30 protein-coding genes are annotated in these 26,531 nt (G+C 60.4%); 3 read left to right on the top strand and 27 right to left on the bottom strand.

Annotated elements, in window-relative coordinates; all coding sequences use genetic code 11:
- Positions 1 to 4: 4 nt before the first annotated feature.
- The 20 genes from BLU76_RS14555 to BLU76_RS14650 form a co-directional block, all read right to left on the bottom strand.
- Positions 5 to 1,021, bottom strand: a complete 1,017-nt coding sequence (locus BLU76_RS14555) for a contractile injection system protein, VgrG/Pvc8 family (protein WP_092223220.1) — start codon at positions 1,019 to 1,021, stop codon at positions 5 to 7.
- Between the two features lie 9 nt (positions 1,022 to 1,030).
- Positions 1,031 to 1,243 carry a tail protein X gene (locus tag BLU76_RS14560; protein ID WP_063322730.1) on the bottom strand — a complete coding sequence of 71 codons (213 nt, stop codon included), beginning with the start codon at positions 1,241 to 1,243 and terminating at the stop codon, positions 1,031 to 1,033.
- The gene (locus tag BLU76_RS14565; protein ID WP_038857206.1) at positions 1,236 to 1,619 is read right to left on the bottom strand and encodes a phage tail protein; all 384 of its coding nucleotides are present in this window, start codon (positions 1,617 to 1,619) and stop codon (positions 1,236 to 1,238) included. The genes BLU76_RS14560 and BLU76_RS14565 overlap by 8 nt, the downstream gene beginning before the upstream one ends.
- Entirely contained in the window at positions 1,619 to 3,796 is a 2,178-nt protein-coding gene (locus BLU76_RS14570) for a phage tail tape measure protein (protein WP_092223222.1), read from the bottom strand. Before BLU76_RS14570 ends, BLU76_RS14565 begins: the two co-directional genes overlap by 1 nt.
- Before the next feature lie 128 nt (positions 3,797 to 3,924).
- Positions 3,925 to 4,491, bottom strand: a complete 567-nt coding sequence (locus tag BLU76_RS14575; RefSeq protein ID WP_092223224.1) for a phage tail assembly protein — start codon at positions 4,489 to 4,491, stop codon at positions 3,925 to 3,927.
- Positions 4,492 to 4,675: 184 nt separating this feature from the next.
- On the bottom strand, positions 4,676 to 5,182 hold the full coding sequence (locus BLU76_RS14580; protein ID WP_092223226.1) for a phage major tail tube protein: 507 nt from the start codon (positions 5,180 to 5,182) through the stop codon (positions 4,676 to 4,678).
- Positions 5,182 to 6,348 carry a phage tail sheath protein gene (locus tag BLU76_RS14585; RefSeq protein WP_092223228.1) on the bottom strand — a complete coding sequence of 389 codons (1,167 nt, stop codon included), beginning with the start codon at positions 6,346 to 6,348 and terminating at the stop codon, positions 5,182 to 5,184. The genes BLU76_RS14580 and BLU76_RS14585 overlap by 1 nt, the downstream gene beginning before the upstream one ends.
- Before the next feature lie 2 nt (positions 6,349 to 6,350).
- Positions 6,351 to 6,560, bottom strand: a complete 210-nt coding sequence (locus tag BLU76_RS14590; RefSeq protein ID WP_092223230.1) for a hypothetical protein — start codon at positions 6,558 to 6,560, stop codon at positions 6,351 to 6,353.
- Between the two features lie 99 nt (positions 6,561 to 6,659).
- Positions 6,660 to 7,061, bottom strand: coding sequence for a phage tail assembly chaperone (locus BLU76_RS14595; RefSeq protein ID WP_092223232.1), 402 nt, complete (start codon positions 7,059 to 7,061; stop codon positions 6,660 to 6,662).
- A complete protein-coding gene (locus BLU76_RS32080; RefSeq protein WP_305882119.1) occupies positions 7,055 to 9,559 on the bottom strand; it encodes a phage tail protein in 2,505 nt (834 codons plus the stop codon). The genes BLU76_RS14595 and BLU76_RS32080 overlap by 7 nt, the downstream gene beginning before the upstream one ends.
- A complete protein-coding gene (locus tag BLU76_RS14605; RefSeq protein ID WP_092223234.1) occupies positions 9,560 to 10,195 on the bottom strand; it encodes a phage tail protein I in 636 nt (211 codons plus the stop codon).
- Positions 10,192 to 11,187 carry a baseplate J/gp47 family protein gene (locus BLU76_RS14610; protein ID WP_092223236.1) on the bottom strand — a complete coding sequence of 332 codons (996 nt, stop codon included), beginning with the start codon at positions 11,185 to 11,187 and terminating at the stop codon, positions 10,192 to 10,194. The genes BLU76_RS14605 and BLU76_RS14610 overlap by 4 nt, the downstream gene beginning before the upstream one ends.
- Positions 11,184 to 11,516, bottom strand: a complete 333-nt coding sequence (locus tag BLU76_RS14615) for a hypothetical protein (protein ID WP_063322739.1) — start codon at positions 11,514 to 11,516, stop codon at positions 11,184 to 11,186. The genes BLU76_RS14610 and BLU76_RS14615 overlap by 4 nt, the downstream gene beginning before the upstream one ends.
- Before the next feature lie 11 nt (positions 11,517 to 11,527).
- Positions 11,528 to 12,139 carry a phage baseplate assembly protein V gene (locus BLU76_RS14620; protein ID WP_092144107.1) on the bottom strand — a complete coding sequence of 204 codons (612 nt, stop codon included), beginning with the start codon at positions 12,137 to 12,139 and terminating at the stop codon, positions 11,528 to 11,530.
- Positions 12,140 to 12,142: 3 nt separating this feature from the next.
- Positions 12,143 to 12,655 carry a hypothetical protein gene (locus BLU76_RS14625; RefSeq protein WP_092144105.1) on the bottom strand — a complete coding sequence of 171 codons (513 nt, stop codon included), beginning with the start codon at positions 12,653 to 12,655 and terminating at the stop codon, positions 12,143 to 12,145.
- Positions 12,656 to 12,691: 36 nt separating this feature from the next.
- Positions 12,692 to 13,042: a phage holin family protein gene (locus tag BLU76_RS14630; protein WP_092144103.1), complete on the bottom strand. Its 351-nt coding sequence runs from the start codon at positions 13,040 to 13,042 to the stop codon at positions 12,692 to 12,694.
- Positions 13,043 to 13,173: 131 nt separating this feature from the next.
- Positions 13,174 to 13,602 (bottom strand): hypothetical protein, encoded by a 429-nt coding sequence (locus BLU76_RS14635; protein ID WP_092144101.1) that lies wholly within the window; start codon positions 13,600 to 13,602, stop codon positions 13,174 to 13,176.
- A 59-nt stretch (positions 13,603 to 13,661) separates the two neighbouring features.
- Positions 13,662 to 14,243, bottom strand: coding sequence for a DUF642 domain-containing protein (locus BLU76_RS14640; protein WP_092144098.1), 582 nt, complete (start codon positions 14,241 to 14,243; stop codon positions 13,662 to 13,664).
- 4 nt (positions 14,244 to 14,247) lie between these two features.
- Positions 14,248 to 14,436 (bottom strand): Com family DNA-binding transcriptional regulator, encoded by a 189-nt coding sequence (locus BLU76_RS14645; protein WP_092144095.1) that lies wholly within the window; start codon positions 14,434 to 14,436, stop codon positions 14,248 to 14,250.
- 466 nt (positions 14,437 to 14,902) lie between these two features.
- Positions 14,903 to 15,637: a LexA family transcriptional regulator gene (locus tag BLU76_RS14650; RefSeq protein ID WP_092223366.1), complete on the bottom strand. Its 735-nt coding sequence runs from the start codon at positions 15,635 to 15,637 to the stop codon at positions 14,903 to 14,905.
- Between the two features lie 635 nt (positions 15,638 to 16,272).
- Between BLU76_RS14650 and BLU76_RS31525 the strand changes: the two genes are divergently transcribed.
- The 3 genes from BLU76_RS31525 to fdxA all read left to right on the top strand — a co-directional run bounded on the left by BLU76_RS31525 (position 16,273) and on the right by fdxA (position 19,860).
- The gene (locus BLU76_RS31525; protein WP_170862083.1) at positions 16,273 to 16,440 is read left to right on the top strand and encodes a hypothetical protein; all 168 of its coding nucleotides are present in this window, start codon (positions 16,273 to 16,275) and stop codon (positions 16,438 to 16,440) included.
- 386 nt (positions 16,441 to 16,826) lie between these two features.
- Positions 16,827 to 19,394: a DNA mismatch repair protein MutS gene (mutS, locus tag BLU76_RS14660; RefSeq protein WP_167331288.1), complete on the top strand. Its 2,568-nt coding sequence runs from the start codon at positions 16,827 to 16,829 to the stop codon at positions 19,392 to 19,394.
- A 142-nt stretch (positions 19,395 to 19,536) separates the two neighbouring features.
- Entirely contained in the window at positions 19,537 to 19,860 is a 324-nt protein-coding gene (gene fdxA / locus BLU76_RS14665; RefSeq protein ID WP_092223237.1) for a ferredoxin FdxA, read from the top strand.
- 660 nt (positions 19,861 to 20,520) lie between these two features.
- Here fdxA and rpoS read toward each other — a convergent pair.
- The 7 genes from rpoS to fghA form a co-directional block, all read right to left on the bottom strand.
- Positions 20,521 to 21,528, bottom strand: a complete 1,008-nt coding sequence (rpoS, locus tag BLU76_RS14670) for an RNA polymerase sigma factor RpoS (protein ID WP_003198289.1) — start codon at positions 21,526 to 21,528, stop codon at positions 20,521 to 20,523.
- A gap of 106 nt (positions 21,529 to 21,634) precedes the next feature.
- Positions 21,635 to 22,480, bottom strand: coding sequence for a peptidoglycan DD-metalloendopeptidase family protein (locus BLU76_RS14675; RefSeq protein WP_092223239.1), 846 nt, complete (start codon positions 22,478 to 22,480; stop codon positions 21,635 to 21,637).
- 211 nt (positions 22,481 to 22,691) lie between these two features.
- Positions 22,692 to 23,327, bottom strand: coding sequence for a protein-L-isoaspartate(D-aspartate) O-methyltransferase (locus BLU76_RS14680; RefSeq protein WP_170862085.1), 636 nt, complete (start codon positions 23,325 to 23,327; stop codon positions 22,692 to 22,694).
- Between the two features lie 41 nt (positions 23,328 to 23,368).
- Positions 23,369 to 24,118: a 5'/3'-nucleotidase SurE gene (gene surE / locus BLU76_RS14685; RefSeq protein ID WP_038856712.1), complete on the bottom strand. Its 750-nt coding sequence runs from the start codon at positions 24,116 to 24,118 to the stop codon at positions 23,369 to 23,371.
- On the bottom strand, positions 24,106 to 25,164 hold the full coding sequence (truD, locus tag BLU76_RS14690) for a tRNA pseudouridine(13) synthase TruD (RefSeq protein ID WP_092223241.1): 1,059 nt from the start codon (positions 25,162 to 25,164) through the stop codon (positions 24,106 to 24,108). The genes surE and truD overlap by 13 nt, the downstream gene beginning before the upstream one ends.
- Positions 25,161 to 25,634, bottom strand: a complete 474-nt coding sequence (ispF, locus tag BLU76_RS14695; RefSeq protein WP_072343388.1) for a 2-C-methyl-D-erythritol 2,4-cyclodiphosphate synthase — start codon at positions 25,632 to 25,634, stop codon at positions 25,161 to 25,163. Before ispF ends, truD begins: the two co-directional genes overlap by 4 nt.
- 43 nt (positions 25,635 to 25,677) lie before the next feature.
- Entirely contained in the window at positions 25,678 to 26,523 is an 846-nt protein-coding gene (gene fghA, locus BLU76_RS14700; protein WP_092144077.1) for an S-formylglutathione hydrolase, read from the bottom strand.
- Positions 26,524 to 26,531 lie beyond the last annotated feature (8 nt).

Genomic DNA, 26,531 nt, shown 5'->3' on the forward strand with positions numbered 1-26,531 from the left:
GGCGTCAGGCCTTGGCATCCAGGCAAGTCGCATTGATCAAGCAGCGATAGCTTTTTTCCCGGTCGCCACTGGCGGTGACCTTGTCGATCGACCAGCGACCGCGCATGAAATCCGGCCAGGTGGCGTCCAGCAGTACGATGCCCTCGGCGGACAGCCCCGGGTTGCCAGGGCACTCGATCGCCACCTTGAGGGCTTCGCGCATCATCCTGCGCACCTCGCCTTCACCGGCAGCGCGGGCGTCATCTGCGCTCTGGAAGCGCTGGCGCAGGGTCTTGAACGGCGCGAGGCCGCTCTCCTCGACCTGCAACTTGCCGGCCGTCGCGTCCCACCAACGGGTCTTGCAGCCTTGGTATTTCGCCCGGGCGGTTTCATCCAGCTTGGCGGAAATAAAAGCCTGGTCGCCAGGACGATTGTTGGTCGTCACCGACAGTATTATCTCGGGCAGGACCTTGCCCGACAGCGACTTCGCCTGGCCGCGCCGAGCCAGCACATACAGCTCGTTGATCGGCTTGGCGACGGCGTCATAACGATGGGCCAGGCGCGTCAGGAACCCCATGTCGGTTTCGTTGGACTGGTCGATGTGCTCGATCTTGATCAGCGCCAGGTCTGGCGCCACCCGGGGAGAAAAACCGTGCCTGGACGTCAGTTGACGAAACAGCGCCCCCAGGGTCGTCGGTCCATGGCTGACGGATCGGCGCTGCTTGAACCCGGTCTGGTCCGCCGCACTGAACGGCGCGGCCATGGCCACCAAGGTCAGGCGCAACGGGAACAGCGTCGGCGTGCGCCGGGTAATGACGAACTCGCCCTTGTCCACCAGCCCCGACTCCAGGTAGCCGACCCGCAAACCGATTTTCCCGCCCAGGCTGGGCAACCCTTCCAGCCCGTCCAGGCTGATGGTGAGGGTCAATTGATCCGACTCGATTCCTGCCGCGTCGACGTGTGTCCAACTGAGCAATCGTGCGTTGAGCAGCGCGGCGTTCGCGCCGTACACTTCCACCGCAGGCGTGAAACCCAATGACATGTAGCCTCCTTAATCCCAGGCCGAAACCGGTGGGGTTGCCACGGGCTTGAGGTCCACTTCCGGCAAGACCACCCATACGCCCGCCGGCAATACAGGCCCCCATTCAGCCAACCCCGGATTGAGCCGCCAGAGCGCCTCTTCGACGATGTCGTCACAGCGCTCCAGCTCGCGGTACAACAACAGATTCACCGAATCACCGGCGATACTTCGAACCCTACGCATTGGCGAACTCCGTCAATTCAACCACCCAGCCGACCACCATCGCCGTGCCGTCATCAATGATCTCGGTCTGGGTTTCCGTCACCTTGTTGATCTGCCACAGGCCCCAATTGCGACCGATGCCATCGACCAACGGCACGGGGACTCGCTGCGCCTGCAAGGCGCGCAACTCATCGAGGCGATCCATGGCGGTGGCGTACATCGACTTGCCGGTGATCGTCAGCCCTTGCAGGCCTTGGCCGACCTGGCTGGACTTGGGTTTGCTGGTGAGGATGTCGATGCTCTTCCAGCCACCGTCCGAGGTGCGTACCAGGCTGTGGTACGCAAAGTTTCTCGACAAACCGAAAATGAAACTGCCGAGTGCCATTTGCTGACGCATCACGTACCTCCGTCGGTCAGGGCCGCGTCACTGCGCATGGCGAGTGAGTTGGGCATGGTCGTCAAGCCGAATTGGCCCGAGAGCTGCTGCACGACCAGGTTGGCCAACTGACTCGCGCTGGCCTGGTCCTGGCCGTTGATGTAGATGTTTGCGGTCATGGTGTTTTGTTGCGTGGTTGTCTGGGTGCTAGCCAGGTCTTTGCTGACCTGGTCTGGAGCGGCGAGTCTGTCGGCGGGGGCGACGAGCTTCTCCCCCAAGGACGCGCCCGCATCGCTCCCCAACCAACCGCCCAGCAGTCCGCCAACCAGACCACCAATGGCAGTGCCAATCACCGGAACGACGCTCCCCAAAGCGGCACCGACCGCAGACCCCGCAGCAGCGCCTGCCCAGCCGCCACCTGCAGCTCCCAGGCCTGCACTCATCATTCGTTTGTCGCCGGTCAGTACACCCTCGGCCACATCAGCGACGGCACCGACTACTTTTAATGGGCCGGGCGCCCTGCGGGTCATCGAGCGTAATGAGGCCGTTGGCCCGGGTGAAAAACGCCCTGCGCCTCCCAGTGAGCCTCGTGTACTGACGCGTATTTTCGTCCTGCTCGTGGATTCGGGACGCTGGTTGGCATTGCGTGTATCCAGCTTGTCCCCACGAGGATTTCTGAAATCTTCAGAGATCACTTCCCCCAATCGGCCGGGAAGGTGCGGAGCGACCTTGCCCAACACCCGCTTGGCCACCTGATTGGACATCTCATCCCCTACAGCCTTGAGCAGCGCGCCCACCAGCGGTTTGATCGCCGCGCCAATCAACACAATGGCCGCAGCGGCTTTAGGTGAGGACTCCGCCAACTCACTCATGCCATCGGCCAGCGACCCCAACCACTGGAACGAGGTATCCGCCGAGGGCATCAGGGCATTGCCCGTGGCCAGCGACAAACGCTCGCTGCGGGCGTTGAGGACGTTCAGTTGGCCCTGCCGGGTGTTCGACAGCGCCAACGCGTCCTGCCGCACCGAACCGTTGTTGTCCAATTGTGAAGTGGCATATTGGCCTGGGTCTTTGACCTGCCAGAACGCGGCGTTCACATCGTCGAGTTTCTGCGACATGCGCAACACCGCGGCATCCCCAGAGCCTAACAACGAAGAGGCCAGGGACGAGCGTTTTTCGGTCGGCTGCGCGTTCAAGGCCGCCAGCACCGACATCACTGTCCCCGGCGCGGCGTCCTTGTCACGCAAGCCGCTCGCCACCTCTTTGGGATCAAGCCCCAGTTGCTTCCAAGCCGCTTGCTCGGTCGCGGAGGCCTGATCGCCCTTGCCTAGAGCAGTCGTGAAGTGATCGAGCGCCACACCCGCTTCAGCTTGTTGCGCGCCGGTATTGAGAAGTGCCGCCGTCAGCGCCGCAGCTTGGGCAGGCTGCAGGCCCGCCGAGGTCGCGGCCGCACCGTCACGCTGCAACACTGTGCCGATCTCACTCGCTTTCGCACCACCGGGAATCTTGCTCAGGTGGTTGGTTGCATCCGCCAGATCAAACGCTTTCTCTGCGCTGAGCGTCATGGAAGTGCGCCAGCCGAGCAGCATCTCGGCGGCTTCCATGGCTGGCATTTTGAACGTCGATGCTGTGACACCCGCATCACTGGCGAAACGCAACAGCGCCAATTGCCGGTCCGAGGCATTGGGCAGATCGCTGCCGACTCCTGCCCTGGCCGCCAGGCTTTGCATCCTCACCACCTCAACCGCCGTGGTCCCGCCGGCCGCCACCAACGGCGCACTGGCGATACGCTGGGTTGGCTCCGCCATTTCTGCAATCTGGCGAGGCGTGAAGTGGCCGGCCTGCTTCAGATCGGCCATGGCCGAATCCATCGCTATCGCCGGTTTGAGCAGCGCCGGTGGTTCGATACCGCCACCCGACTTACCCTTTGGCTCATTGGCCGACTCACCCTTGGCGCCAGCGCCCATCGTTTGGGAAAACAATCGTTGCGCCGATAGCTTCACGGTCAGCGACTCGATCGCCGTGGTCAGCAACCCGAGCTTGAGCCCGAGTGTTTCCAGCGCCAGGTCGAGGCCCGACAGCTGATCCCTGGCGAACGTGCCTTGTGCTGACACACCGTTCGTAGGGCTGGTATTACCGAACGCCAACCCACTCTCATTGAAGGCTGCGTATTTGAGCGAATATCTATCGTCCGCCATCCCGCTCTACTCCTGTTTCACGCCAAGGCGAGTGATCGCAATGTCGTAGCGGCGCAAGGCCTTGCCGGCGTCCCACTCCAGGATTTCCGCCTCACTTACCGAGTAAATGAGCGGCACCACATCGAGGATCACTTCGATGTCGCGCTCCGAAAGAAGTCCGCCGGTTTGTTTAAAAAATCGTCGATGCGCACCTGCAGTTGCGTCCAGTCGGGCACGGTCAGCCGGTCCAGGTCGGGAATCATCAGGCCGGTGCAGTGGGCGGTGATGAACTCGGCGCGCTCCTTGGCCGTCTTCAGTTTTTTCATCGCCTTGGTCGCACGCAGCACCGGCATTTCCAGGGTCAGCGACGTCAGGCTGCGACCCGCGACGTCGAGCGGTTGCAGCAGTTGCACCTGGTCGGGATCGCCCTGTGGCTCATCCAGAAAGTGCGACGCCGGGCGCGTCGACATGTCGTGCACGTACTGGGCAATGCTCACGTAGTCCGGGCGCTTGAGCTGGTCGAGTTCCTTGACCGACAGCCCGGTGGCCAGTTTGGCCAGTTCGAAGAACTGATCGTCTTCATCATCGCCGGCGCGGGCCAGGGCGTCTTTTTGCGCGGCGTAGTACAGCGGTTTGAGGGGGAGCTGCTCGATCTGCGCATCGTCGTCACCGATGATCGGCGACAGCAAGACGTGAACGGGAGGTGTCCAGGGCATGAAGTGAATTCCTTGGTGGATACTGGAAAGTGCTGCGCTTTGCCGGTCAATCACGATGTGCCCCCTGTGGGAGCGAGCTTGCTCGCGATGGCGTCGGATCAGTCAGCATCGATGTTGGCTGACACACCGCTATCGCGAGCAAGCACGCTCCCACAGGGGCTGCATCTAGCCGACTGGCAAAGGTTTAAGGCAACAACACCGCACGGCGAGCATCGCCGAGGATGTCGACGCCGTTGAGCACGAACTTCTGGGTGCGCACGTCAATGTCGATCACCGGGACGCCGTTTTCCAGGCGGTTGTAGGTGCGGCAGGACAGCTCCAGGTTGGTCTTGGGTTTCTCGCCCATTTTCAGCAGGGTTTCCTCGAGGGACTTCAACTTGCCACCCACCGTGTGGTAGGTAAACCAGGTGTTGCCGTCCTGATCCTGGCCGGCTTCACGCACGTTCAGCAGAATGTCGTCGCCCACGCTCACGCCCAGCGCCAGCATGACTTCCGGACCAAGGCCTTGCAGCGTCAGCTTGGCTGTCAGCACTTTGCCGCTCTTGGCCATTTCCTCGCCAATGAAACGGCCGCCACGCATCTCTTCCATATCGAATTCGATCTTCGGCGGGGTGAACTCTTCCACGGTCGCCGACAACGGCAAGCCTTGCAGGGTGGCCGCGATGGCCTGTCTTACGCGGTTGGTAAACATTAGAGAACGTCCTCCAGGAACTGCTCGATGATTTCATCGCGGGCATTGAGTTGATAAATCATGTGTTCGTTCGGCGCGTAGCGGCCGTAGTCGATGACCACGTACCAAGTGCCGTTCTTGTACTTCTCGACGCTGTTCAATTCAGGGTGCAGGTACACGCTGCCGCCGGGAATGGTTTCGTCGGCAACCAGGGTTTGCAGCCAGTCGTTGATGCGCTTCACTTCCTGGTCCATGAACGACTTGGTCAGATTCTTCGCCATGGCCTTCTGCCCGGCCTTGACCAGCTTGCGGCTGATGGCGTCTTCCAGGCCGACGTAGCTGATGAACTTGCCGGTGATGGAGCGGTTGCCCAGCAAGGAGAAGCCGCCAAGGATGGTCCGGGCGTAGTAACTGACGCCGTAGCGGTTGAGCAGATCGCCTTCGGTGGAGGTGTCGAGGATGTTGTATTCCACGGTGCGGGAAACGTCTTCGGCGTAGGTGACCTGGTTGCCCGGGCTCTCCCATTGCTTGACCTTGGCGAGGGCGGCGATGGCCAGGCTCGACGGGGCGAGGAAGACGTTTTTCTTCGCGGCCTTGGAGTACACCGCCGGCATGTTGTGCACCACCAGGCAACGGTCGAAACCGAGGTCCGCGCCGCCCAACTCCTGACTGTAAGTCACCTGGTCGGCGACCGAGGCATCCTTGCCATCGAGCACCACACGGGCCTTGATACGCTTGCCGAACGAGGCGAACTCACTGGCGACGGCCTTGGTGCCGGTAAAGCCTGGCGCGCCGATGATGGTCAGGTCTTCAGCGACCCCACTCAACGCGGTCAAGCCCAACTTGCGTCCGGTCTGCACTTCGATGCCGCCGATCACATTGTTCTGCGTGTCGGCCAGCGTGGCGCCCTCTTCGACGATCACCACGTACACCGGCACCTTGACCACCTTGAGGATCTGGTAGACGGCGTGGAACAACGTCCCCGCTTCGGCACCGGTCGGGTCCAGCTGGGCCTGGGTGGTGAAGCTGTTGATGCGGAACGGGGTGTTTTTCGGAATCAGCGGGTTGGCATTCGGCGCGGTGCCGACCAGCCCGATGACGTTGTCACCCAGGCCACCCATGGCCTCGGGAGATTCAGTGGCATTGACGGTAATGCCGTTGTGCTCGAAGTTCAAAACCTCAGCCATGGTTATTCAGCCTTTTTGGTGGCGGCCTTTTTGGCCGGGGTGGATACAGAGGCCGATTCGCCGGCCTCGGTTTTTTTCAGCTCCAGGCGACCGGCGCTGCGCAAGGCATTGGCCTCGACGTCGAGCAGGTCGAGTTCCTGGCCGATGGTCGACCAGTGACCACCGCCGGTGGGGAATGGGAGGAGCACGGTGTAGGTTTGGCGTGGTGCCATTTTTGGTTCTCCAGATACGGAAAAGCCCCTTGGGAAGGGGGTGTTGTTGAATTTTGACGGTCAAAAAAATGCCCCGTGGTGCGGGGCGTTTTACTGGGTTTAGCTGGCGAACCAGGGCAGTACGACGGGGCGGTATTGGCTGTCGGGGAAACTTGATGACTGCGGCCAATCCCGGAGGGCCTGCCGGTAGATAAGCAATTCGGAAAACTGAGCGTCCGTCAGGGTAGTCTCCTGTTTCAAGTCCTGTTCATCTCGATGACGTGTCACGAGCCACTCGCTGGCGTGCATCTCCGCGTCGCGCCAGGCTCGCTCGCTGGCGGCTAGAGAATCGCCCTCCCTCACCGGCACGACAAATGCCTCCCCGTCGTACCGCCATCCGTGTCTGACTTCTTCTCCGCATGGTTTCCACATCAAATCCGGGTGGAAACGTCCTGTGGGATCGACCTCCGTCACCTCATGCACAACGCTGTCTTGTATCAATGCCCACATGTTGATCACCATCTGATAACTACTTGGCCAGGCGACCCATTGCCGCCGTTGCCGTTTTCATTGCCGCCGCCCCCGCCACCGCCGACAAGCGTACTGGACGTACCGGCCTGGCCAATCGAACCCGCCCCAGCGCCGTAACCCCGGCCGCCGGCGCCATGCCCGCCGCCGTATATGGAAGTCGAAGGAGCCACACCATTATCGTGGCGAGTGGCGTGTCCACCCGAACCCAGGGTGGTATTGATATCTCCACCTGATCCAATGCCTGCTAGGCCGCCATACCACTTCGACGCACCGGCGCCGCCCGTGGCGCTCATAAAACTGCCGAAAGACGATGCACTGCCAGGCGCTCCGTCGCCATCACTTCCAGCCCAGCCAGCCCCACCAGCGCCGACAGTAACCGTGACAGAGGAAACGCCGGTCAGGTCTACCAATCCTTCAGCAATCCCGCCGCCGCCTCCACCGCCGCCTCCATGGGAGAAGCGTCCGCCACCGCCACCGCCGCCAAATACGGTGACCCAGACCTTCTTGACGCCAGCTGGCACCGCCCAGGTAAACACCCCGGCGGCCTTGTAAGTCTGAGTCGCCTTGAATGGGCCGTGTCGACTGGTTGTGACTTCTTCCCAATCGGTCCAGGCTCCATTCTCTTGGCAGACGCGGATCGCCATTCCCACCGCATCGCCCGACATCCCTGAAATCAAGGTTTGGGTCAACCGACTGCCCACACCGGCAAGCCCCACCGTCAAGTTGTACCTGCGAGTAGTGGACCAACCGGATGGGATGTTGACCAAGCCAGACTCAGGGACCAAATAAATACCCGATACGGTGTAGTTATTCAGATTGGTTTCGGTGCTAACAACAGCCTTACCAATACCGAATGAGCCGGGGACGAGCATTGCGCCTGCAGTCAGATCGAGCGGATTAGCCTGTTTTGGCGTGTTGTTGCTACTCCATATCTGCGCCCAAGGAGTCCAGACTCCATTAGCAGTGCGCGTACGTATGCAGGTGATCGGCAGAATGGAATTCACCAAAGAATCCCAAACTTGCGTAGCCATATTGCTACTGCCCCGCTCCATGTGAAACACGGTGCCCTGCGGAATCTGCCCCGTACCTTGCTGTGGAGGATATTCCGGCTTCGTTCCTGTGGTCGAAGCGCTAACCAGAAATACGCCATTTTCTACGAGGCTATCGATATTTCCGGTGTAGTTGTAGGCAGCAGCCCCCAGACCATAACGAGCCATGATGGCTCGAACCCCTCCATTGAATGCAGTAGACAGCGCATCCGAGACCGATCCGTTCTCCGCATACCAAGTGATGCCCGCGCCAGTGGACAACGTGATGCTGTCCATTGTCTTGAGCACCAACTGATTAGCAGCAATACCCGCCACATAATCCGTACCTTGCAGGATGACGGTTACAGTACCGGTCGACACGTTCAACAGATTGATAGTGCCGCCATTGAACCCCGTGCTTGCCTTCGGCAACGTGATATTCACTGGGTTGGCCGAGTTGATGATGAACGACCTACCGAACGCATCCGCAGTCAGAACGGTACTTGCGTCCAGCCCACCAACGCTTGAATGGTTACCGAGTGCGCGTTGCACAAACGCAGTCGTCGCGAGTTGCTGATTGTTGGTGCTGACCGGTGCAGTCGGAGCCGTCGGGACGCCCAGCAACGCGGGCGAATTGAGCGGCGCAAACCCTTGAGTGATGTTCTGAAACACCAACCCTGTAGTGCCCAACACAATCGCCCCATCGGTAACCAACTGCCAGATCGTGTTGGCAAGCGTCGCGCCCTCCTCCACCGAGACAATCAACCCCGAAGTCACTTCGGCGCTCGCATCGGCATCCTTTGCCCGAATCCAAGCGCCGTTCGCAACCACGTAGATACCGTTGTCTTTTGCCAAGGTCTGGGACTTGACCAGGACCCGATTCCCGGCGACCACCGCAACACCATCGATCGCCTGCGCGCCACTCAAGACAATATTGGCCGTCGTCGCTACCCGCACCGACTGTTTCCGGTCGAGCTTGGCAAGTTCATCAGCGACATAACTCGCCACCCAAGCCCGCGTCGCCTTGACCACCGTATCGTCGATCAGCAACGTCACCAACTCAGCATTGCTGGTCTCGAAAATCGACCGAATGTAGAACTCTTTGCCCGAGCCGGACGTCGCCAACACCGGTTTAAACGACTCCGGATATTTGACAATCGCATACAGGATCCCGGTATCGGTCCAGATCCCGGCCTCTCGCACATACCAGCCGCCCACTTCCGGCGGGATGGTCACTTCGGCCAGCAACCAACTCGGGTTTTTCTCATCCTGGAACAGCGCATTGAGCGGCCCGCGCCACACTTCGCGTTTGAGCGCCGTGGCGGTGGCGGCCGGGTTGTAAACCTCGCCGCCGCCATCACCGACGGAAATCTGCGACAGCTTGATGGGTGTGCCCGCCGCCTTGCAGGCGGTTTCGTAGGCGATCCCCGCATCGGTGAGCAGGGTGTAGTAGTCGGCCATTTAGGACCCCTGTGGATAAATAGTGGAGGTTTCGACGGTGTAGAGTCCGGCGGCCATGAAGGCCTGGCCCGAGGCTTCCAGTCCTTCGATGACGATCGGATAAACCGTGGTCAGTTCGCCGCACAGCGTGGCGGCGCCGATGACGTGACGACCGAATGCACTCAAGCCGACAGACACCTTCAAGGTGTCGCGTTCGCTTTTGGCATCCGCCAGGCGACGGTCGAGACGGGCGTCGATTTCTTCGCTGTAGGGCTGCTCGGTAAATGCCCTGACGGAAAAACTGTAGGGCGGGCCAGGGGGTGTTTGCTCATACCAGGCGCGCACTTCAGGCATCAGTTGCAAACCCTTGGCAGCATTTTCCAGCGCCTTTCGCGTCCCGGCCTGCCGGGCGGTTGGCCAGGCGAGTTCAACGGTCAGGCGCTTTTCAGCTTCGGGCGCCGTGGAGCTCCACTCGTTGACCCCGCGATCCGCCGCGAGATACGGCAGGAACGCCAAGGGCGTGGTGGCCGGGTTCATCAACTCGGGAAACGGCGGATCGATGCGTTCAAGCAAGCGGGCGAAACCGAGGTCAAGGGCCCTTTCCAGTGGCGAACTGTTGGCCGGCAGCAGACTCGGGCGAGGTGTGTCGTCACTCATAACGTGTCCACCTCAACCTCGACGCCCGTGCAGTACGGGGCTTGGAAAGCCGTGGTCACAATCGGCGCCAGCGGTTCGAGAATCTGCAACTGAACCGCGCCAGCGCTGTGCAGCGTGTAGTCGATCCAGCTCGGGTCCACCCGCCCTTCCAAGCGATGACAGGCCTGGGCATACGCCTGCAACTGCTGCTCGGCGGCAACCTGGGTCAAGCCTGAATCCGGGCCGGCATTGATCCTCGCCACGACACGGATTTTGTAGGGTTTGACTTGTGCGGCCTGCACGATGACCAGGTCGGTTTCCGGTCGCACATCAGGCCGGGCGAAGTGCTGGCGAACACCGTTGAGCAGCGCTTCGGACGGTGTGCCGTCGCCCTCGCGGGAAAGCACCGTGACCGTGACCTCCCCCGGCGCCGTCCGGCGTCCGTTGCCGTCCTTGACCTGCGCGGCGAGACCGTCCGGATCGAATGTGTAGGTCACGTTCACGACACCGCCAGCGGCACTGTCCACCTTCACCACAGGCCTTTCGCCCAAGGTGAAGATCTCTCGCCGGTACTGCATGCGCGAGCCCGCCGCCGGAGCATGGGGCGCCAGGTAGTAGCGCAAGCGGGCATCATCGTCACTCTCGTAGACCGGAGCGATGGGCGGGAAAGCCGCCGGGTCGCCCGGGTCGAGCAACTGACGCTCAAGGCCCATGTCCGCGAGACGAGCGTCGAGGTTGGTGCCCGTGGCCCACCACGCCAACATCTGCTTGATGCGGGCGTTGTATTTGCGTTCGTGGGTTTGCAGCCGCACGCAGAAGGCTTCAAGCGCCAGGGTCAGCAGTTCACTTTCGTTTTCAAGACTGTCCACCAGCTTCGCCGCACTTGCTGGCGAGCGCGCGCCGACGTACTCGACCACGAAGGTCTTGAACTCTGCGAGCAAGTCCTCGAACGCTTCGACAGTGACGATGGCCGGTTCGGCCAGTTGGTTCTGGCCGGGTATCAGCATGCTCATGTCACCACCTCGAACGTCTGTTTGCGGTTTTTCCAGGTGCCGGCGAAACGCAACAGCAAGCCGGCGCCGTGTCGACTGGCGACAATGACCTGCGGCTCGAAATCACCGATGCCGTTTTGTGGGTTGTAGAACGCTTGGGCCGCGTGGCTCTGGGCGAGGATCAGCAAGTCGTCACCAAGGTTCTGCCCCAGCAACTGCGTGAGTGCGCAGCCATACAACGGGCGCTTCTGGCGAGTGCCCAACGGCGTCGTCAACGCCCGGGTGGCGCGCTGTACGAACTGCAGCCAGTCGTCGACCGTGGCGCCGGTATTTCGATCGATTCCAATCATGAGGAAATCTCTTATGCGGTACTGATGACGCGTCCCTGGTGATCCACCACCGGGCCGCTCAGGTGCACGCCGGAGGCGTCGAGCCGAATGCCGACGGCGCCCAGCTGCCATTCGATGGCGTCGGCGGTCATCGCCAACCGCGACGGGCCGATGCTCAGTTGGAGCGCTTCACGGGAACCGCTGAACGTCGCCGGGCCGTTCTGCCAGTGCAGGACATGGCTGGCATGGTCGTAGCCGTTTTCCGTACCGTCCTGATAGAGGCGCCGCGTCAGCGAGGCCCGGGTCGAGACGGGCGGAAACTGACCGCCGTTGAGGCCGAACAACGCCACTGCCTGCCCGCCGCTCTCGCCGCCGCCATGGTTGAGCAACAGGCACTGCTCGCCCACGGACGGAATCCGCGACTCGCTCTGGGCGCCGGCGCTCGGGTTGAAAAAGCGGATCGCCGGGGTCAGCAGGCCACCATGGCTGACCTTGCAGGTGTTGCTGGCCGCATCGACTTCCTGGCAAACGCCAATGCGGCAGAAACTCTCCGCACGCCGATGCAAATCTTCCAGCTCGGTTTCCATCTGAGCCAGACGCTCGACGATCGGCCCCAGGTGCATCCGTAACAGCCCATCGAACATGGCTCAGCCCTCGAGTGCGGTGTATTGATCCGGGTCGTCGATGTTCGACACTTCCCAGGTACGGGCAAATTTCGGGATGCCCAACGGGTCCTCCAGCAGCGTCGGGCCGAGGTACAGGGTTTGGTTGAAGGAAAGAGTCCAGGCGCTGTACGCCCGTGCTTCGTGGATGAACGTGGATGCGATGCCATCGATTTCCGTGGGCAGGTCGCATTGATCACCCGACAGGCCCCAGCGGTTATCCATGACCAGGTGTTTCAATTCACCGGCCAGATCACAGGCCTCCCATCCTGGAACGGCCATGACCACTTGCAAGGACACCGTCAGGACATGGGCGATACGCCCGTCATTGGCGCGGTTACCGGGCGCATCGCGCTCAAGCGCAATCAGCACCCAGGGTTGGTCGTCGGCGCCATCGAACGCCTGGGGGCTGCCGACTTTCAAGGCGGGATAAATGGCGCGCAGCGTCTGGGCAATGGCCGAGAACAACTGCGACGGTTTTTCGATAAGGGCAGGCATTGATCGCCTCCTTGTGTATGGATCAGCGCTGTCGATTCACTGCTGGTCGGGCGGTAGGTCCCGCGGAGGGACTTCGCAAACGCCGAGCCGCTTGGCGACCCAGCGCTCGTAAAGACCGATCGCCACATCGGCACCGGCCATGGCGGTCAGGCAACCCAGTGCGCAAGCACTCCAGATCGACATGCCCAGGGCATACAACAGCATGGTTGCCGACACGCCGCAGACCACGCAGGCACCGGAGCGCAGCACCACGCGGCGCAGCAACGGCCAACCACGGGCGCCCTCCTTGTCAGCGCGCCACATCTCGCCGGACACCCCGCCCACCAGGGCGAGCACGATGACCAGCCAGATCGGCATGTCCAGCAACGCTTGTTGCTCGTTTGTCATGTCTCGTTTCCTGGGGGTGATTAAGATTGGGCGGGGAAGTTGTTTGAAGTTGAAAGAGATGTGGGTCGATGAAACCCATTAAGTCGCTAGAAACGGCGTTCAAACGTTTGTCAGGCAATTGGGGGCTGACATCACTTTGGCGCAGCGCAGGTCGCGCCTTTGTAAGTCATGGTGTAGGTGTAGTGCCTGTCCCAAGACAGCGGTAGCGCACTGGGTGCGGCCCATTCCGCGTAGTTACCCGACATCGAACCAGCGACAGCTAACTTACCCATGGCAATGGTCGCGAGATTGTTGGCACTCCCTGCACCCGGCATGGGCACACTCCCGTTCCATTGGAGATCGTCCCCGTTCTGGAACCATGCGCCCTTCCAGCCGGCCTGGGAACTCGAGTACCAGGTGTTGTCTTCTTTGAAACAGATAGTTTGGTTGGCATAAAAACCGCCGCCCGGAACGTGGTAATAAGCGAATTGCCAGGAACCGACAGGTGAGGTTTCGGCAAACGCGTGGAGGGCCTGGGTCGCCAGGACGGCTGCGATCAATACGCTGAGCAATTTTTTCATTAATTGATTTCCTTTGGATAAATTAAGCTTGACGGGATCGTGCGTAAGGCCGGCGACGTTTACAGTCGCTCGACAATGACGTTGTCAATAAAGGCGAAGTGAGCATTCGGATCCTGCTCATTCCAGAAGCTCAACGTAGTTTGATCGCTCACGGCGGTGAAATCGTAGGTTCTGGTTTCCCATACGGTCGCATCACTAGTGGCGACAGGGGTGTCGAAACGGGTGGTCTGGCCTGCCACCTTGACGTTGATGATGCCGGTCCCCGTGCGGTTCACGTACCTGGAACTGCCGGCACTGAACGTCAGGCGATAACGTGCGCCTACTACCGTGTTGATGTTCTGCTGGATGCCACCACCGTTTTGATAGGTGTAGTTGGCGAGGTCGACGCTCATTACACCTTCGGCGGCGACCGAACTGCCAATGGCAGCTCTGACATTGATGTACTCCACGCCTGACAGAAACGTGGTCCAACCGGTCACGAAGTCGGCTTGGGCCGGGGTATTCAGTACGCAGTCATTGCCACAACCGGGGGTTTCAAAGCTGCCGTTCACAACCAGGTTGGCTGCGAAGGCAGCACCGCTGGCCGCCAACAGCGCCATGGACAGAACGAACGAGCCGATAAGACGTTTGATTTTTTTCATGCGTTCACCTTAAGAGTCGATGTTTTTGCGCGGAGCATTCCGCATCCATGTCGCTCAAAGGCGATAACTCGAGGCTCAGGGCCTTCACATGATTCAACGCCCCACACCGGGAACATTTGATCTGGAGTTCGATGTTCTCGCCCACGCGGGCCAGAAGTCGTTTGCAGTGACCGCATCTGAAATCCTTCAGCATCGGAAGCCCTCCATTGGCGGCGGTGATGTGGTTGAACGCACCTCACGGTGCAGGCATTCCAAAAAGCCCGGTTGCCCAGGCTTTTCAGTAATGCGCTTGATCTTTCGGCGCGACTGGCGCGGTACGGATCCATTCAAATTGTTCCTCCGGCCGCGGTCCCTGCCCGCCGGATAACTGCTTCTGGTGCTTTACGCTGCACACCCGGGTCAGTTGCCAACCCTCTGAACCGTTAAGGCCGGTTCATCGCTGCCTGTTGGTGGAACTAAAGAGCTTTGTTGCCAGCCGCTTTGTCGAGCGGCTTGGACACAGAATATGCATGGATGCATATACAGTCAATGCGTAAATGCATTTATTTATGCAGATCGAATGCGCAAATGCATGGAGCCCTTGCAAATACGGGGTTGCGGGTTTTCGAGAGGCGAAAAAAAACCCGCACGGCGGCGGGTTTTATCTGACAGCGGAGGGGTTAACGGGCGTACATGCCCCACCAGAAGACGTGACCGAGGATGACGATTTGCTCGTCCTGCATTTCCTGGAAGGTGTAGTCCTCGTCCGGATGCTCATCGCGGTTGAAGCTGCGCAGGCGGATGCCGGTGGGCAGGCGATAAAGCTGCTTCACCCGCAGTTGGCCGTTGTGATTGATGGCGTAGAGGTCACCGTCGACGATGTCGCCAATCCCGCATTTGCCTGCGTTCACCCCGACCGTGGCACCGTCGCGCAGCACCGGCAACATACTATTGCCGCGCACCGTCACGCACTTGGCCTGGTCGAACTGCACGCCGTTATGGCGCAGGCTGCGCTTGCCAAAGCGCAGGCTGGAGCGCTCGCTTTCCTCGATGACGAATCTTCCTGATCCAGCAGCCAATTCAACCTCGCGCAGAAAAGGGACCGACACTTCGTCTTCTTCGACGGGTGTTTCGTCGTCCCACAGGCTTATGTCCTTGAGTTCGGAATGCGGCTCATCGCGGCGGCTATTGCCAGCGGGCGCAACATCCGCGCGCCCGCGCAACTGGTCGGTGCTCACGGCGAAGTACTCGGCGATCTTCGAGATGTGTTTATCCGAAGGATCGACAATCTTGCCGCTGAGGATCCGCGAGAGGGTGGACTGAGGCACGCCGGTACGCCGGTGAAGCTCCGTGGGGGAGATCCCGTGCTGATCAAGCAATGCTCTTAATACGGTAGAAACGTTGCGTTTTTGCATAACGCGCATAGTGCTTGTTCTTTTCGCAGAAGACAAATGCTGTTTTGCATAAACATGCATATCGATGAAGAAACCATTCACGGCCCGATCCACCGTGGCGAGGGAGCTTGCTCCCGCTGGGCTGCGCAGCAGCCCCAAAAAACCTCCAATCACTGAGCATTCGGCGAATTGAGCTCAGTCCTTTTGGGCGCGCTACGCACGCCAGCGGGAGCAAGCTCCCTCGCCACGGGTTCAGTCCAATCCTTATATTGGGGAATTTCCCCTACAACTTCTTGGGAAATCCCTCAATCCGCGTCCTTCAAATATGCGACACCAGGCTACATCGCCTTGCGCCTCTGCCTACCACTGCGCCAGAATCCGCCGGCTTGTCCACCTTGGATCCCATCGGTACTTTGGTTCTCGTCACTGCCCATCAGTGATCGGGTTTAGTCGCTCGGTATTCCAAGGTGTTCATTGCTCCATTCAGTCAGGTATTCCTTATTCCTGCACTTGATGGTAGCTGTGCGCAGGCGCCCTCGGGCGCGCCGGTTCCTTGGATCCCCGGTCGACTAACCTGCGTACAGCCGCCGCCCTCGTTTAGTCGCGAGTGAGCGCTTCGCGCTGGAGCGCCAATGAACCGCCATCGGGAGCGCACTATGATTTCGATCAAGCAAGGCTTGTCCAAAGGAGCCAAACGCCCCTTTGCTGATTTCATTCGTAACGCAAAATCGAAGGAAAAGAAGCGTGTTTACCGCAAGGTATTGGCCGAGGCTACCAAGCAGCAGAATCTGGTGATGATGCAAGCCGAGGTAAAACGAGCCTGATCTCCAGATTCAAGAGAGCTCGATCAAGTGTCGTAATGCCGTCCAACATTTTCATCGACTGTGGTGCCGCCTTCACGAGTTCAAGCCCGCTCCCACAGGGGGAAACGCGGTCCCGCCAAGAATCAGGTCGGCTAACAGGCCGCCTCGCGGTGGACGTTGATCTCCGCGCCCCATTAACCACGCTGGATTTTCGAAAGTGAGCCCGCCGTCGGGGCGGAACCCTAAGCAGCCGTTACCGCAGCAACGGATATGCACACAATCCCAAACGCTGGGTAGCACCAGACCGCCCATGTTAACCTTGCGCCCATCGCGGAAAAGCCGGGCCAATGCCCCTCCTTTTGCCCCACACCTTTCAACGAGCTTGCCTGACACCCATGAATACCGCCGTGAACGACCTCTCCAGCCACACGCCGATGATGCAACAATACTGGCGCCTGAAGAACCAGCACCCCGATCAGCTGATGTTCTACCGCATGGGCGACTTCTACGAGATCTTCTACGAGGATGCGAAGAAAGCCGCCAAGTTGCTAGACATCACCCTGACGGCACGTGGGCAATCGGCAGGCATGGCGATTCCGATGTGTGGGATTCCTTACCACGCGGCGGAAGGTTACCTGGCGAAGCTGGTCAAGCTCGGCGAATCCGTGGTGATTTGCGAGCAAGTCGGCGACCCGGCCACCAGCAAGGGCCCCGTGGAACGCCAAGTCGTGCGGATCATCACCCCGGGTACAGTCAGTGACGAGGCCTTGCTGGACGAACGCCGGGACAACCTGATCGCCGCAGTGCTTGGGGATGAACGCCTGTTCGGCCTGGCGGTGCTGGACATCACCAGTGGCAATTTCTCGGTACTGGAAATCAAGGGCTGGGAAAACCTGCTGGCCGAACTGGAGCGGGTCAACCCGGTGGAACTGCTGATCCCGGACGACTGGCCCAAAGATCTGCCGGCGGAAAAACGCCGTGGCGTACGGCGTCGGGCGCCGTGGGATTTCGAGCGTGATTCGGCGCTGAAAAGTCTCTGCCAGCAATTCTCCACCCAGGACCTCAAGGGCTTCGGCTGTGAAAACCTGACCCTGGCCATCGGCGCCGCCGGTTGCCTGCTGGCCTACGCCAAGGAAACCCAGCGCACCGCCCTGCCCCATTTGCGCAGCCTGCGTCATGAGCGCCTGGATGACACGGTGGTGCTGGACGGTGCGAGCCGGCGCAACCTGGAACTGGACACCAACCTGGCCGGCGGGCGCGACAACACCCTGCAATCGGTGGTCGACCGCTGCCAGACCGCCATGGGCAGCCGCCTGCTCACCCGCTGGCTGAATCGTCCGCTACGGGACCTGACCGTGCTGCTGGCGCGCCAGTCCTCCATTACCTGCCTGCTGGATCGCTATCGCTTCGAGCAGTTGCAACCGCAACTCAAGGAAATCGGTGACATCGAGCGAATCCTCGCCCGAATCGGCCTGCGCAACGCCCGTCCCCGTGACCTGGCGCGCTTGCGCGATGCCCTCGGTGCGTTGCCTGAACTACAGGTGGCGATGACCGACCTCGAAGCGCCGCACCTGCAACAACTGGCACGCACCACCAGCACCTACCCGGAACTGGCCGCGCTGCTGGAAAAAGCCATCATCGATAACCCACCGGCGGTGATCCGTGACGGTGGTGTGTTGAAAACCGGCTACGACGCCGAACTCGACGAGCTGCAAGCGCTGAGCGAGAACGCCGGCCAGTTCCTGATCGACCTCGAGGCCCGGGAAAAAGCCCGCACCGGCCTGGCCAACCTCAAGGTCGGCTACAACCGCATCCACGGTTATTTCATCGAGTTGCCGAGCAAGCAGGCCGAACAGGCCCCGGCCGATTATGTTCGCCGCCAGACCCTCAAGGGCGCCGAGCGGTTCATTACCCCGGAACTCAAGGCGTTCGAAGACAAGGCGCTGTCCGCCAAGAGCCGCGCCCTGGCCCGGGAAAAGATGCTCTATGAAGCATTGCTCGAGGACCTGATCAGCCAACTGCCGCCGTTGCAGGACACCGCCGGCGCCTTGGCGGAACTGGACGTGCTGAGCAACCTGGCCGAGCGCGCGCTGAACCTGGACCTCAACTGCCCACGCTTCGTCAGCGAGCCGTGCATGCGCATCAGCCAAGGTCGCCACCCAGTGGTCGAGCAAGTACTGACCACGCCGTTCGTGGCCAACGACCTGAGCCTGGACGACAACACCCGCATGCTGGTGATCACCGGTCCGAACATGGGTGGTAAATCCACCTACATGCGCCAAACCGCGTTGATCGTGCTGCTGGCCCACATCGGCAGTTTCGTCCCGGCGGCCAGTTGCGAATTATCCCTGGTGGACCGGATCTTCACCCGGATCGGTTCCAGTGACGATCTGGCCGGTGGACGCTCGACGTTCATGGTGGAAATGAGCGAAACCGCAAACATCCTGCACAACGCCACCGAACGCAGCCTGGTGCTGATGGACGAAGTCGGACGCGGCACCAGCACCTTCGACGGCTTGTCCCTGGCCTGGGCCGCGGCCGAGCGCCTCGCGCACCTGCGGGCCTACACGCTGTTCGCCACCCATTACTTCGAACTCACCGTGTTGCCGGAAAGCCAGCCGCTGGTGGCCAACGTTCACCTCAATGCCACCGAGCACAACGAGCGTATCGTCTTCCTGCACCACGTGCTGCCCGGCCCGGCCAGCCAGAGCTACGGCTTGGCGGTGGCGCAACTGGCCGGCGTGCCAAGTGAAGTCATTACCCGTGCCCGCGAGCATCTGAGCCGCCTGGAAACCACCAGCCTGCCCCACGAAGCGCCGCGCCCGACCAAAGGCAAACCGGCCGCACCGCAGCAAAGCGACCTGTTCGCCAGCCTGCCGCATCCGGTACTCGATGAACTGGCCAAGCTCGACCTGGACGACCTGACACCTCGTCGGGCACTGGATTTACTCTATACATTGAAGACACGGATCTAACATACAGGCTTTCAAGCTGTTAGAATCGCGCGCGGTTTGGGATGCTGCGGGCTATTAGCCTGGTTCGCAGACTATCGCTCCCAAACCTGGCGACCCTACCGTGAAGGGGCTTCGCTGCCGCCGCCTGAGGAGAGAATTAGAAATGACCTTCGTCGTCACCGACAACTGCATCAAGTGCAAGTACACCGATTGTGTAGAAGTCTGTCCGGTGGACTGCTTCTACGAAGGCCCGAACTTCCTGGTCATTCACCCGGATGAGTGCATCGACTGCGCCCTGTGTGAGCCGGAATGCCCTGCCGTGGCCATCTTCTCCGAAGATGAAGTGCCCGCTGGCATGGAGAATTTCATCGAGCTGAACGCCGAACTGGCGGAAATCTGGCCGAACATCACCGAGAAGAAAGATCCTCTGCCGGACGCCGCTGAGTGGGATGGCAAGGACGATAAGCTCAAGGAGCTCGAACGCTGATCATCCCTGCGTTCGTCGAAAAGGCCCCTTGCGGGCCTTTTTGCTTTTCCGGATTCAAGAAATCGCAGGCAAAAAAAGGGGCGGTTTGACCCGCCCACATTTTTTCCCTAATCCCTTTAATCCTTTTCATCATCCTGATGAATCGCGTCCTGCGATGTCCTTCCTTCCCATCATCCTTGACGGGTGTGTCTGTCCGTCGACACAGGACTGATATTAGTATTTTCCCAGGCGAGTGCAACGCGGCTGATACAGGTGGCTTGCTTTGTAACGTTTCGTTCACCAACAACTTTTCCTTATAAATCATATAAATAAGAAAATATCACGGCGTTTATAGCGGTCTGTCCCGCCAATGAGAAACCGATCACTTACGCAACACTAGGCAAAGGCTTACACGCTGAATCTATAAATAGAGAAGGCGTAGAAACGCACTCTGGTGGCGAGGGGATTTAGCGAAACGTCGCACCGCCCCGTGGGACTGCGTAGAGTCTCAAATTATTGAATTGAACGCCGCGGTTTCTGTTTCAGGGCCGCTTCGCGCCCCAACGGGGATAAATCCCCTCGCCACAAGAGTGCATCGCATAGCGTAGTGCTCAATACATCTGCCCAAACACGGAAAAGCCCCGAACCAGTCGGGGCTTTTCTTGCTGCGCTGCACTCGGGTTATTGGAACAGCGACTCACTCGACAGGCCATTCTTCTCCAGGATCTCCCGGAGGCGCTTGAGGCCCTCCACCTGGATCTGCCTGACCCGCTCACGGGTCAAACCAATCTCCAGGCCTACATCTTCAAGCGTGCTGCTTTCGTGACCGCGCAAGCCGAAGCGGCGAATCACCACTTCCCGTTGCTTGTCCGTAAGTTCCGAAAGCCACTGGTCAATGCTCTGGGACAAGTCATCGTCCTGGAGCAACTCGCACGGATCGGTCGGACGATCGTCGGTCAGGGTATCCAGCAGGGTCTTATCCGAGTCCGGCCCCAGCGAGACATCTACCGAAGAGACACGCTCGTTGAGCCCAAGCATGCGCTTGACCTCACCTACCGGTTTTTCCAGCAGGTTGGCGATTTCTTCGGGTGAAGGCTCATGGTCGAGTTTCTGGGTCAACTCGCGGGCGGCCCGCAGATAGACGTTCAGTTCCTTGACCACATGAATCGGCAACCGGATCGTCCGGGTCTGGTTCATGATCGCCCGTTCGATGGTCTGGCGGATCCACCAGGTGGCGTAGGTCGAGAAGCGGAAGCCGCGCTCGGGGTCGAATTTCTCGACGGCGCGAATCAGGCCCAGGTTGCCCTCTTCGATCAGGTCCAGCAGCGAAAGCCCACGATTGACGTAGCGTCGGGCGATTTTCACCACCAGGCGCAGGTTGCTTTCAATCATGCGTTTTCGACCGGCCGGGTCGCCACTTTGCGACAGCCGCGCAAAATGAACTTCTTCCTCGGGGGAGAGCAGTGGCGAAAAACCGATTTCGTTGAGGTACAGCTGAGTGGCGTCCAGCGCCCGGGTGTAATCGATGTACTTATGTTGTTTAAGCGAAGCGGAGTGTTTGGATTTGGCACGAACGGAAGGTGGAGTCGCCCCTTCATCATTCGACATCGAATCCATAGCGATGCCGGTCTCCATAAGGAGAACCTCATCGTCGATGTCAAACTCCGGCACTTCTTTACTGAGAGCCATTGTTATAGTCCTTTGGTGAGTTCGACCTCAAGCCCAAGCGACGCCTTTATCCTTGGCAACGCTGGAGCCTGTTCCCTCTACGTGACGGAACAGGCTGACAATCAAATCAACGCCGAGGCAGGAATTGCAGCGGATCGACTGGTTTACCTTGCCGGCGAATCTCAAAATGCAGTTTCACCCGGTCTGTTCCCGTTGATCCCATTTCGGCAATTGTCTGTCCGACTTTGACCTGCTGCCCCTCCCGAACCAACAGCCTGCGGTTGTGACCGTAGGCACTGACGTAGGTATCGCTGTGTTTGATGATCACGAGTTCGCCGTAGCCCCTTAAACCACTCCCGGCGTACACAACCGTGCCATCAGACGCGGCTAAAACAGGCTGTCCCAAATCCCCGGCGATATCAATTCCTTTATTCAAACTACCGTTTGAAGAGAATTTTCCAATGAGAACGCCATTAGAAGGCCATCCCCAGCCGGTCGGGGCGGGGCCTGCGGGAGGCATCGGAGCAGGGGCTGGTTTGCTCGCGACGGACGGTACTGCCGGCGTCCCAGCCCCCGTCGGCCGGCGAATGACCGTGGTCTTACTCGACGAAGAAGGCGTCGAACCCGACTGCGTAACCACCGCGGTAGGCGTTGAACCGCTACGGCCATCGAAGCGAATCGTCTGACCGGGGTGAATCGTATAAGGCGCAGGAATGTTGTTGCGCGCCGCGAGGGCTTTGTAGTCCCAGCCGTAGCGGAAAGCGATGGAAAACAGCGTATCGCCGCGACGGACTACATACTGACCGGTCGTTACTGTAGGACGTTGCGGTGTTGCACTGTTGCGATCGACAACCCGGACATTGCTCGACGGCGTACTGGAACATCCGACCAGCAAAGTGCTCAAGACGAGGCCAGTCACCAGGCGCTGAAAGCTCGTGATACCCATACGCTGCGCAATGACTGTGAGACTCACCCGCCGCTCCCTTTGTGGTGGCAGAAAAATTGGAAACTGCCTGTCCAGGCAGAACTCATACAAATATAGCTGGCAACGACTACGCCTCTATTAATGAAGCGCAACGTGTGGCCGCACACGTTTGCTCGACGCCGTTGGACTCTGTTCAGCAAATCGGTGCCGCTGTAAGACACAGGCCAGGCCACGGAATTCAGCGTGTGTTTATAAATGCTCAGGCCAACGGCCCATTGAGTAACGGCACGAACCGCACCGCCCCCAGGACGTGCCGTGAAAAACCATGTTCTTCACGCACGATCAGCATCAGTTGCTGGACTTCACCGGCGCCCACCGGAATGACCAGTCGCCCGCCGGGAGCAAGCTGATCCAGCAGGGCCTGGGGTACATCGGTGGCCACCGCGGTCACGATGATGCCGTTGTACGGCGCCAGGGCCGGCCACCCCTCCCAGCCATCTCCCCAGCGAAACACCACGTTGCGCAGGTTCAACTCCACCAGGCGTTCCTTGGCGCGATCCTGCAGTACCTTGATCCGCTCTACGGAAAACACCCGCTCGACCAGTTGCGACAACACCGCCGTCTGGTAACCCGAGCCGGTACCGATCTCCATCACCTTGTCCAGCGGCCCGGCCTCGAGCAGCAACTCGCTCATGCGGGCCACCATGTATGGCTGGGAAATGGTCTGGTTATGGCCGATCGGCAACGCCGTGTCTTCATAGGCGCGATGGGCCAGGGCTTCATCGACGAATAGATGGCGCGGCGTACGGCGAATCACCTCCAACACCTGGGCGTTGGAGAGACCTTCTTCGTAGAGACGCTGGATCAGTCGTTCACGGGTGCGCTGGGAGGTCATGCCGATTCCGCGGCGCAGCATATCGTCTTGCTCACGAGCCATCAGCGCAGCCCCTCCAGCCAGCCGTCGAGATTTCGAAAGGCGTCGTTGAAGGTACGGTCCAACTGCAACGGCGTGATCGAGACATAACCTTGCATCACCGCATGGAAATCAGTGCCCGGCCCGCCGTCTTCGGCATCACCGGCGGCGGCGATCCAGTAACCGGCCTTGCCGCGCGGGTCGACGACATGCATAGGTTTGGCGGCCCGGGCACGGTGGCCCAGGCGAGTGAGCTGGATGCCACGGATATGATCGAGCGGCAGGTTGGGGATATTCACGTTCAGCACCGTGCGTGGCGGCAGCTCCAACTCGCCGTGGGCTTCGACCAGTTTACGAGCGAAATAGGCAGCGGTCGGCAAGTTATCGACCTGCCGCGAAACAAACGAAAAGGCAAACGATGGCTTGTCCAGGAAACGACCTTCCAGGGCGGCGGCAACCGTGCCGGAATAAAGCACGTCGTCCCCCAGGTTGGCGCCCAGGTTGATACCTGACACCACCATGTCCGGCTCACGCTCCAGCAAGCCGTTGAGGCCCAGGTGCACGCAATCGGTCGGAGTACCGTTGAGGCTGATGAAACCGTTATCCAGATAGCAGGGGTGCAACGGACGGTCGAGCGTCAGCGAGCTGCTGGCGCCGCTTTTGTCCTGGTCCGGGGCGATGACCACGCACTCGGCAAAATCCGCCAGCGCAGCATAAAGCGCGGCAAGACCGGGTGCTGTCACCCCGTCGTCGTTAGAAATCAGAATACGCATGGGCTGTCCGTCTGCCCCACCGGCACCAAATCGACGAGTTCGCGCACCAAGACAGTGGCGAAACATCCGGCCGGCAGGACGAATTCCAGTTGCAGAATGTCAGGCTGGGGATAATGCCACGACAGGCCGCCAATGGGCAGTCGCAGGATGCGACGTTCGTGACTCATTCCCGCGTTTATCAACCAGTCCCGCAGGTCGGCTTCGCCCGCGGCGATGGCTTGTTCCAACTCGAACGTCGCGCCAGCGGCAGGCGAAGGTCCCTCGCCCCACTGCGGCCCGGTCGGGTGCAAGTCGAGAATGGCCAGGCGCGGGTCGCTGCACTCAGCCTCGCCGGCGGGGAAAAAACTGCGGCTGTCGGTGAAGGCGAGCAAATCGCCCACCTGCGCTTGCTGCCAGGTACCGTCGGCGACCCGCGCCGCCAACACCCGGTTGAACAGAAAGCTGCGGGCGGTGGACAACAACCGCGAGCGTACATTGCGCTGTTCCGGCAACGCCTTGCGCGCCGCCCAGGCCCGGGCATCGACGACATTGCCGCCGTCATGGCCGAAGCGCTGGGCGCCAAAATAGTTGGGGATGCCCTGGCGGACGATCTGTTGCAGCCGCGTATCGATCGCCGTCGTGTCGCCGTTGAATTGAGTCAGCCGCAAGGTAAAGCCATTGGCCGAGTGCGCGCCGCGTTGCAGCTTGCGCCTGTGGCGTGCGGTCTTGAGGATTTTCAGCGTGTCGTTCTCTGCCGCCGACAGGTCCGGATCGGCCTTGCCCGGCAATTGGATGCTGAACCACTGGCGGGTCAGGGCCTGGCGGTCCTTGAGCCCGGCGTAGCTGACAGTGCGCAACGGCACGCCGGCAGCCTTGGCGATTCGCCGGGCGGCTTCTTCGGTGTTCAAACCACGTTTTTCAACCCAGATCCACAAGTGCTCGCCATCACCGGTCAACGGGATGTCGAGCACTTCATCGACCTGGAAATCTTCAGCGGTGGCCTTGAGTACCGCACTGCCCAGCGGTTCGCCGTAGGCACGCGGGCCCAACAGTTCCAGTTCAGTCATGGGCGCAGCAACAAGGCGACGGAGTGGACGGCAATGCCTTCTTCGCGACCGACGAAACCAAGCTTCTCGGTGGTGGTGGCTTTCACGTTCACTTGGTCCAACTCAACTTGAAGATCCTCGGCAATCAGCTGGCGCATCGCTTCGATGTGCGGCGCCATCTTGGGGGCCTGGGCAACGATGGTGTTATCGACATTGCCGACTTTCCAGCCCTTGGCGTGGATCAGCGAAACCACATGACGCAGCAGCACGCGGCTGTCGGCGCCCTTGAATTGCGGGTCGGTGTCGGGGAAGTGCTGGCCGATGTCACCCAGGGCCGCGGCGCCGAGCAGTGCATCGCTCAAGGCATGCAGCAGGACATCACCGTCAGAATGCGCGAGCAGCCCGAAGCCGTGTGCGATCCGCACGCCGCCCAGAGTAATGAAGTCGCCTTCAGCGAAACGGTGAACATCGTAGCCGTGGCCAATACGCATAAAAAAACGCCCCGATTTTTGTCAGGGCGTGATTCTACCTGCATTAGAGGTTTAGAGCGCGCGCATGATGCTGCAAGTGGTCGTCGATGAAGCTGGCGATGAAGAAGTAGCTGTGGTCGTAGCCCGGTTGCAGGCGCAATTCCAACGGATGATCGGCCGCCTTGGCCGCCTGTTGCAGGGCTTCGGGCTTGAGCTGGTTGGCCAGGAAATCATCACGATCACCCTGGTCCACCAGCAATGGCAGCTTCTCCTGCGCCTCGGCAATCAACGCACAGGCATCCCATTCACGCCATTTCGAGCGGTCTTCCCCCAGGTAACGAGAGAAAGCCTTCTGGCCCCATGGACAATCCATCGGATTGTTGATCGGCGAAAAGGCCGACACCGAACGGTAACGCCCCGGGTTGCGCAAGGCGCAGACCAGCGCACCGTGGCCGCCCATGGAGTGGCCACTGATGCCACGTTTGTCAGAAGCCGGGAAATGCGCTTCGACCAGCGCCGGCAATTCCTGCACCACGTAGTCATGCATCCGATAGTGCCGCGCCCACGGATCCTGCGTGGCGTTCAGATAAAAACCCGCCCCCAGGCCGAAGTCCCAGGCGCCGTCCGGATCGCCCGGCACGTCGGCGCCACGGGGACTGGTGTCCGGCGCAACGATGATCAGGCCCAACTCGGCGGCCATGCGCTGGGCACCGGCCTTTTGCATGAAGTTCTCGTCGGTGCAGGTCAACCCGGACAACCAGTACAGAACAGGCAACTTGCCGCCCTGCTCCGCTTGCGGCGGCAGGTACACGGCAAACACCATGTCACAACCGAGCACGTCGGAACGGTGCCGGTAACGTTTGTGCCAGCCGCCGAAGCTTTTCTGGCAAGAAATGTTTTCCAGGCTCATGACCGACC

Origin of the sequence: Pseudomonas sp. NFACC08-1, assembly GCF_900106735.1 — a bacterium.
Lineage (GTDB): Bacteria > Pseudomonadota > Gammaproteobacteria > Pseudomonadales > Pseudomonadaceae > Aquipseudomonas > Aquipseudomonas fluorescens_Q.

Excerpts from the sequence above, each read along its gene's own strand:
- BLU76_RS14555 (WP_092223220.1), bottom strand. The coding sequence starts at position 1,021 with ATGTCATTGGGTTTCACGCCTGCGGTGGAAGTGTACGGCGCGAACGCC.
- BLU76_RS14560 (WP_063322730.1), bottom strand. The coding sequence starts at position 1,243 with ATGCGTAGGGTTCGAAGTATCGCCGGTGATTCGGTGAATCTGTTGTTG.
- BLU76_RS14565 (WP_038857206.1), bottom strand. The coding sequence starts at position 1,619 with ATGCGTCAGCAAATGGCACTCGGCAGTTTCATTTTCGGTTTGTCGAGA.
- BLU76_RS14570 (WP_092223222.1), bottom strand. The coding sequence starts at position 3,796 with ATGGCGGACGATAGATATTCGCTCAAATACGCAGCCTTCAATGAGAGT.
- BLU76_RS14575 (WP_092223224.1), bottom strand. The coding sequence starts at position 4,491 with ATGCCCTGGACACCTCCCGTTCACGTCTTGCTGTCGCCGATCATCGGT.
- BLU76_RS14580 (WP_092223226.1), bottom strand. The coding sequence starts at position 5,182 with ATGTTTACCAACCGCGTAAGACAGGCCATCGCGGCCACCCTGCAAGGC.
- BLU76_RS14585 (WP_092223228.1), bottom strand. The coding sequence starts at position 6,348 with ATGGCTGAGGTTTTGAACTTCGAGCACAACGGCATTACCGTCAATGCC.
- BLU76_RS14590 (WP_092223230.1), bottom strand. The coding sequence starts at position 6,560 with ATGGCACCACGCCAAACCTACACCGTGCTCCTCCCATTCCCCACCGGC.
- BLU76_RS14595 (WP_092223232.1), bottom strand. The coding sequence starts at position 7,061 with ATGGTGATCAACATGTGGGCATTGATACAAGACAGCGTTGTGCATGAG.
- BLU76_RS32080 (WP_305882119.1), bottom strand. The coding sequence starts at position 9,559 with ATGGCCGACTACTACACCCTGCTCACCGATGCGGGGATCGCCTACGAA.
- BLU76_RS14605 (WP_092223234.1), bottom strand. The coding sequence starts at position 10,195 with ATGAGTGACGACACACCTCGCCCGAGTCTGCTGCCGGCCAACAGTTCG.
- BLU76_RS14610 (WP_092223236.1), bottom strand. The coding sequence starts at position 11,187 with ATGAGCATGCTGATACCCGGCCAGAACCAACTGGCCGAACCGGCCATC.
- BLU76_RS14615 (WP_063322739.1), bottom strand. The coding sequence starts at position 11,516 with ATGATTGGAATCGATCGAAATACCGGCGCCACGGTCGACGACTGGCTG.
- BLU76_RS14620 (WP_092144107.1), bottom strand. The coding sequence starts at position 12,139 with ATGTTCGATGGGCTGTTACGGATGCACCTGGGGCCGATCGTCGAGCGT.
- BLU76_RS14625 (WP_092144105.1), bottom strand. The coding sequence starts at position 12,655 with ATGCCTGCCCTTATCGAAAAACCGTCGCAGTTGTTCTCGGCCATTGCC.
- BLU76_RS14630 (WP_092144103.1), bottom strand. The coding sequence starts at position 13,042 with ATGACAAACGAGCAACAAGCGTTGCTGGACATGCCGATCTGGCTGGTC.
- BLU76_RS14635 (WP_092144101.1), bottom strand. The coding sequence starts at position 13,602 with ATGAAAAAATTGCTCAGCGTATTGATCGCAGCCGTCCTGGCGACCCAG.
- BLU76_RS14640 (WP_092144098.1), bottom strand. The coding sequence starts at position 14,243 with ATGAAAAAAATCAAACGTCTTATCGGCTCGTTCGTTCTGTCCATGGCG.
- BLU76_RS14645 (WP_092144095.1), bottom strand. The coding sequence starts at position 14,436 with ATGCTGAAGGATTTCAGATGCGGTCACTGCAAACGACTTCTGGCCCGC.
- BLU76_RS14650 (WP_092223366.1), bottom strand. The coding sequence starts at position 15,637 with ATGCAAAAACGCAACGTTTCTACCGTATTAAGAGCATTGCTTGATCAG.
- BLU76_RS31525 (WP_170862083.1), top strand. The coding sequence starts at position 16,273 with ATGATTTCGATCAAGCAAGGCTTGTCCAAAGGAGCCAAACGCCCCTTT.
- fdxA (WP_092223237.1), top strand. The coding sequence starts at position 19,537 with ATGACCTTCGTCGTCACCGACAACTGCATCAAGTGCAAGTACACCGAT.
- rpoS (WP_003198289.1), bottom strand. The coding sequence starts at position 21,528 with ATGGCTCTCAGTAAAGAAGTGCCGGAGTTTGACATCGACGATGAGGTT.
- BLU76_RS14680 (WP_170862085.1), bottom strand. The coding sequence starts at position 23,327 with ATGACCTCCCAGCGCACCCGTGAACGACTGATCCAGCGTCTCTACGAA.
- surE (WP_038856712.1), bottom strand. The coding sequence starts at position 24,118 with ATGCGTATTCTGATTTCTAACGACGACGGGGTGACAGCACCCGGTCTT.
- truD (WP_092223241.1), bottom strand. The coding sequence starts at position 25,164 with ATGACTGAACTGGAACTGTTGGGCCCGCGTGCCTACGGCGAACCGCTG.
- ispF (WP_072343388.1), bottom strand. The coding sequence starts at position 25,634 with ATGCGTATTGGCCACGGCTACGATGTTCACCGTTTCGCTGAAGGCGAC.
- fghA (WP_092144077.1), bottom strand. The coding sequence starts at position 26,523 with ATGAGCCTGGAAAACATTTCTTGCCAGAAAAGCTTCGGCGGCTGGCAC.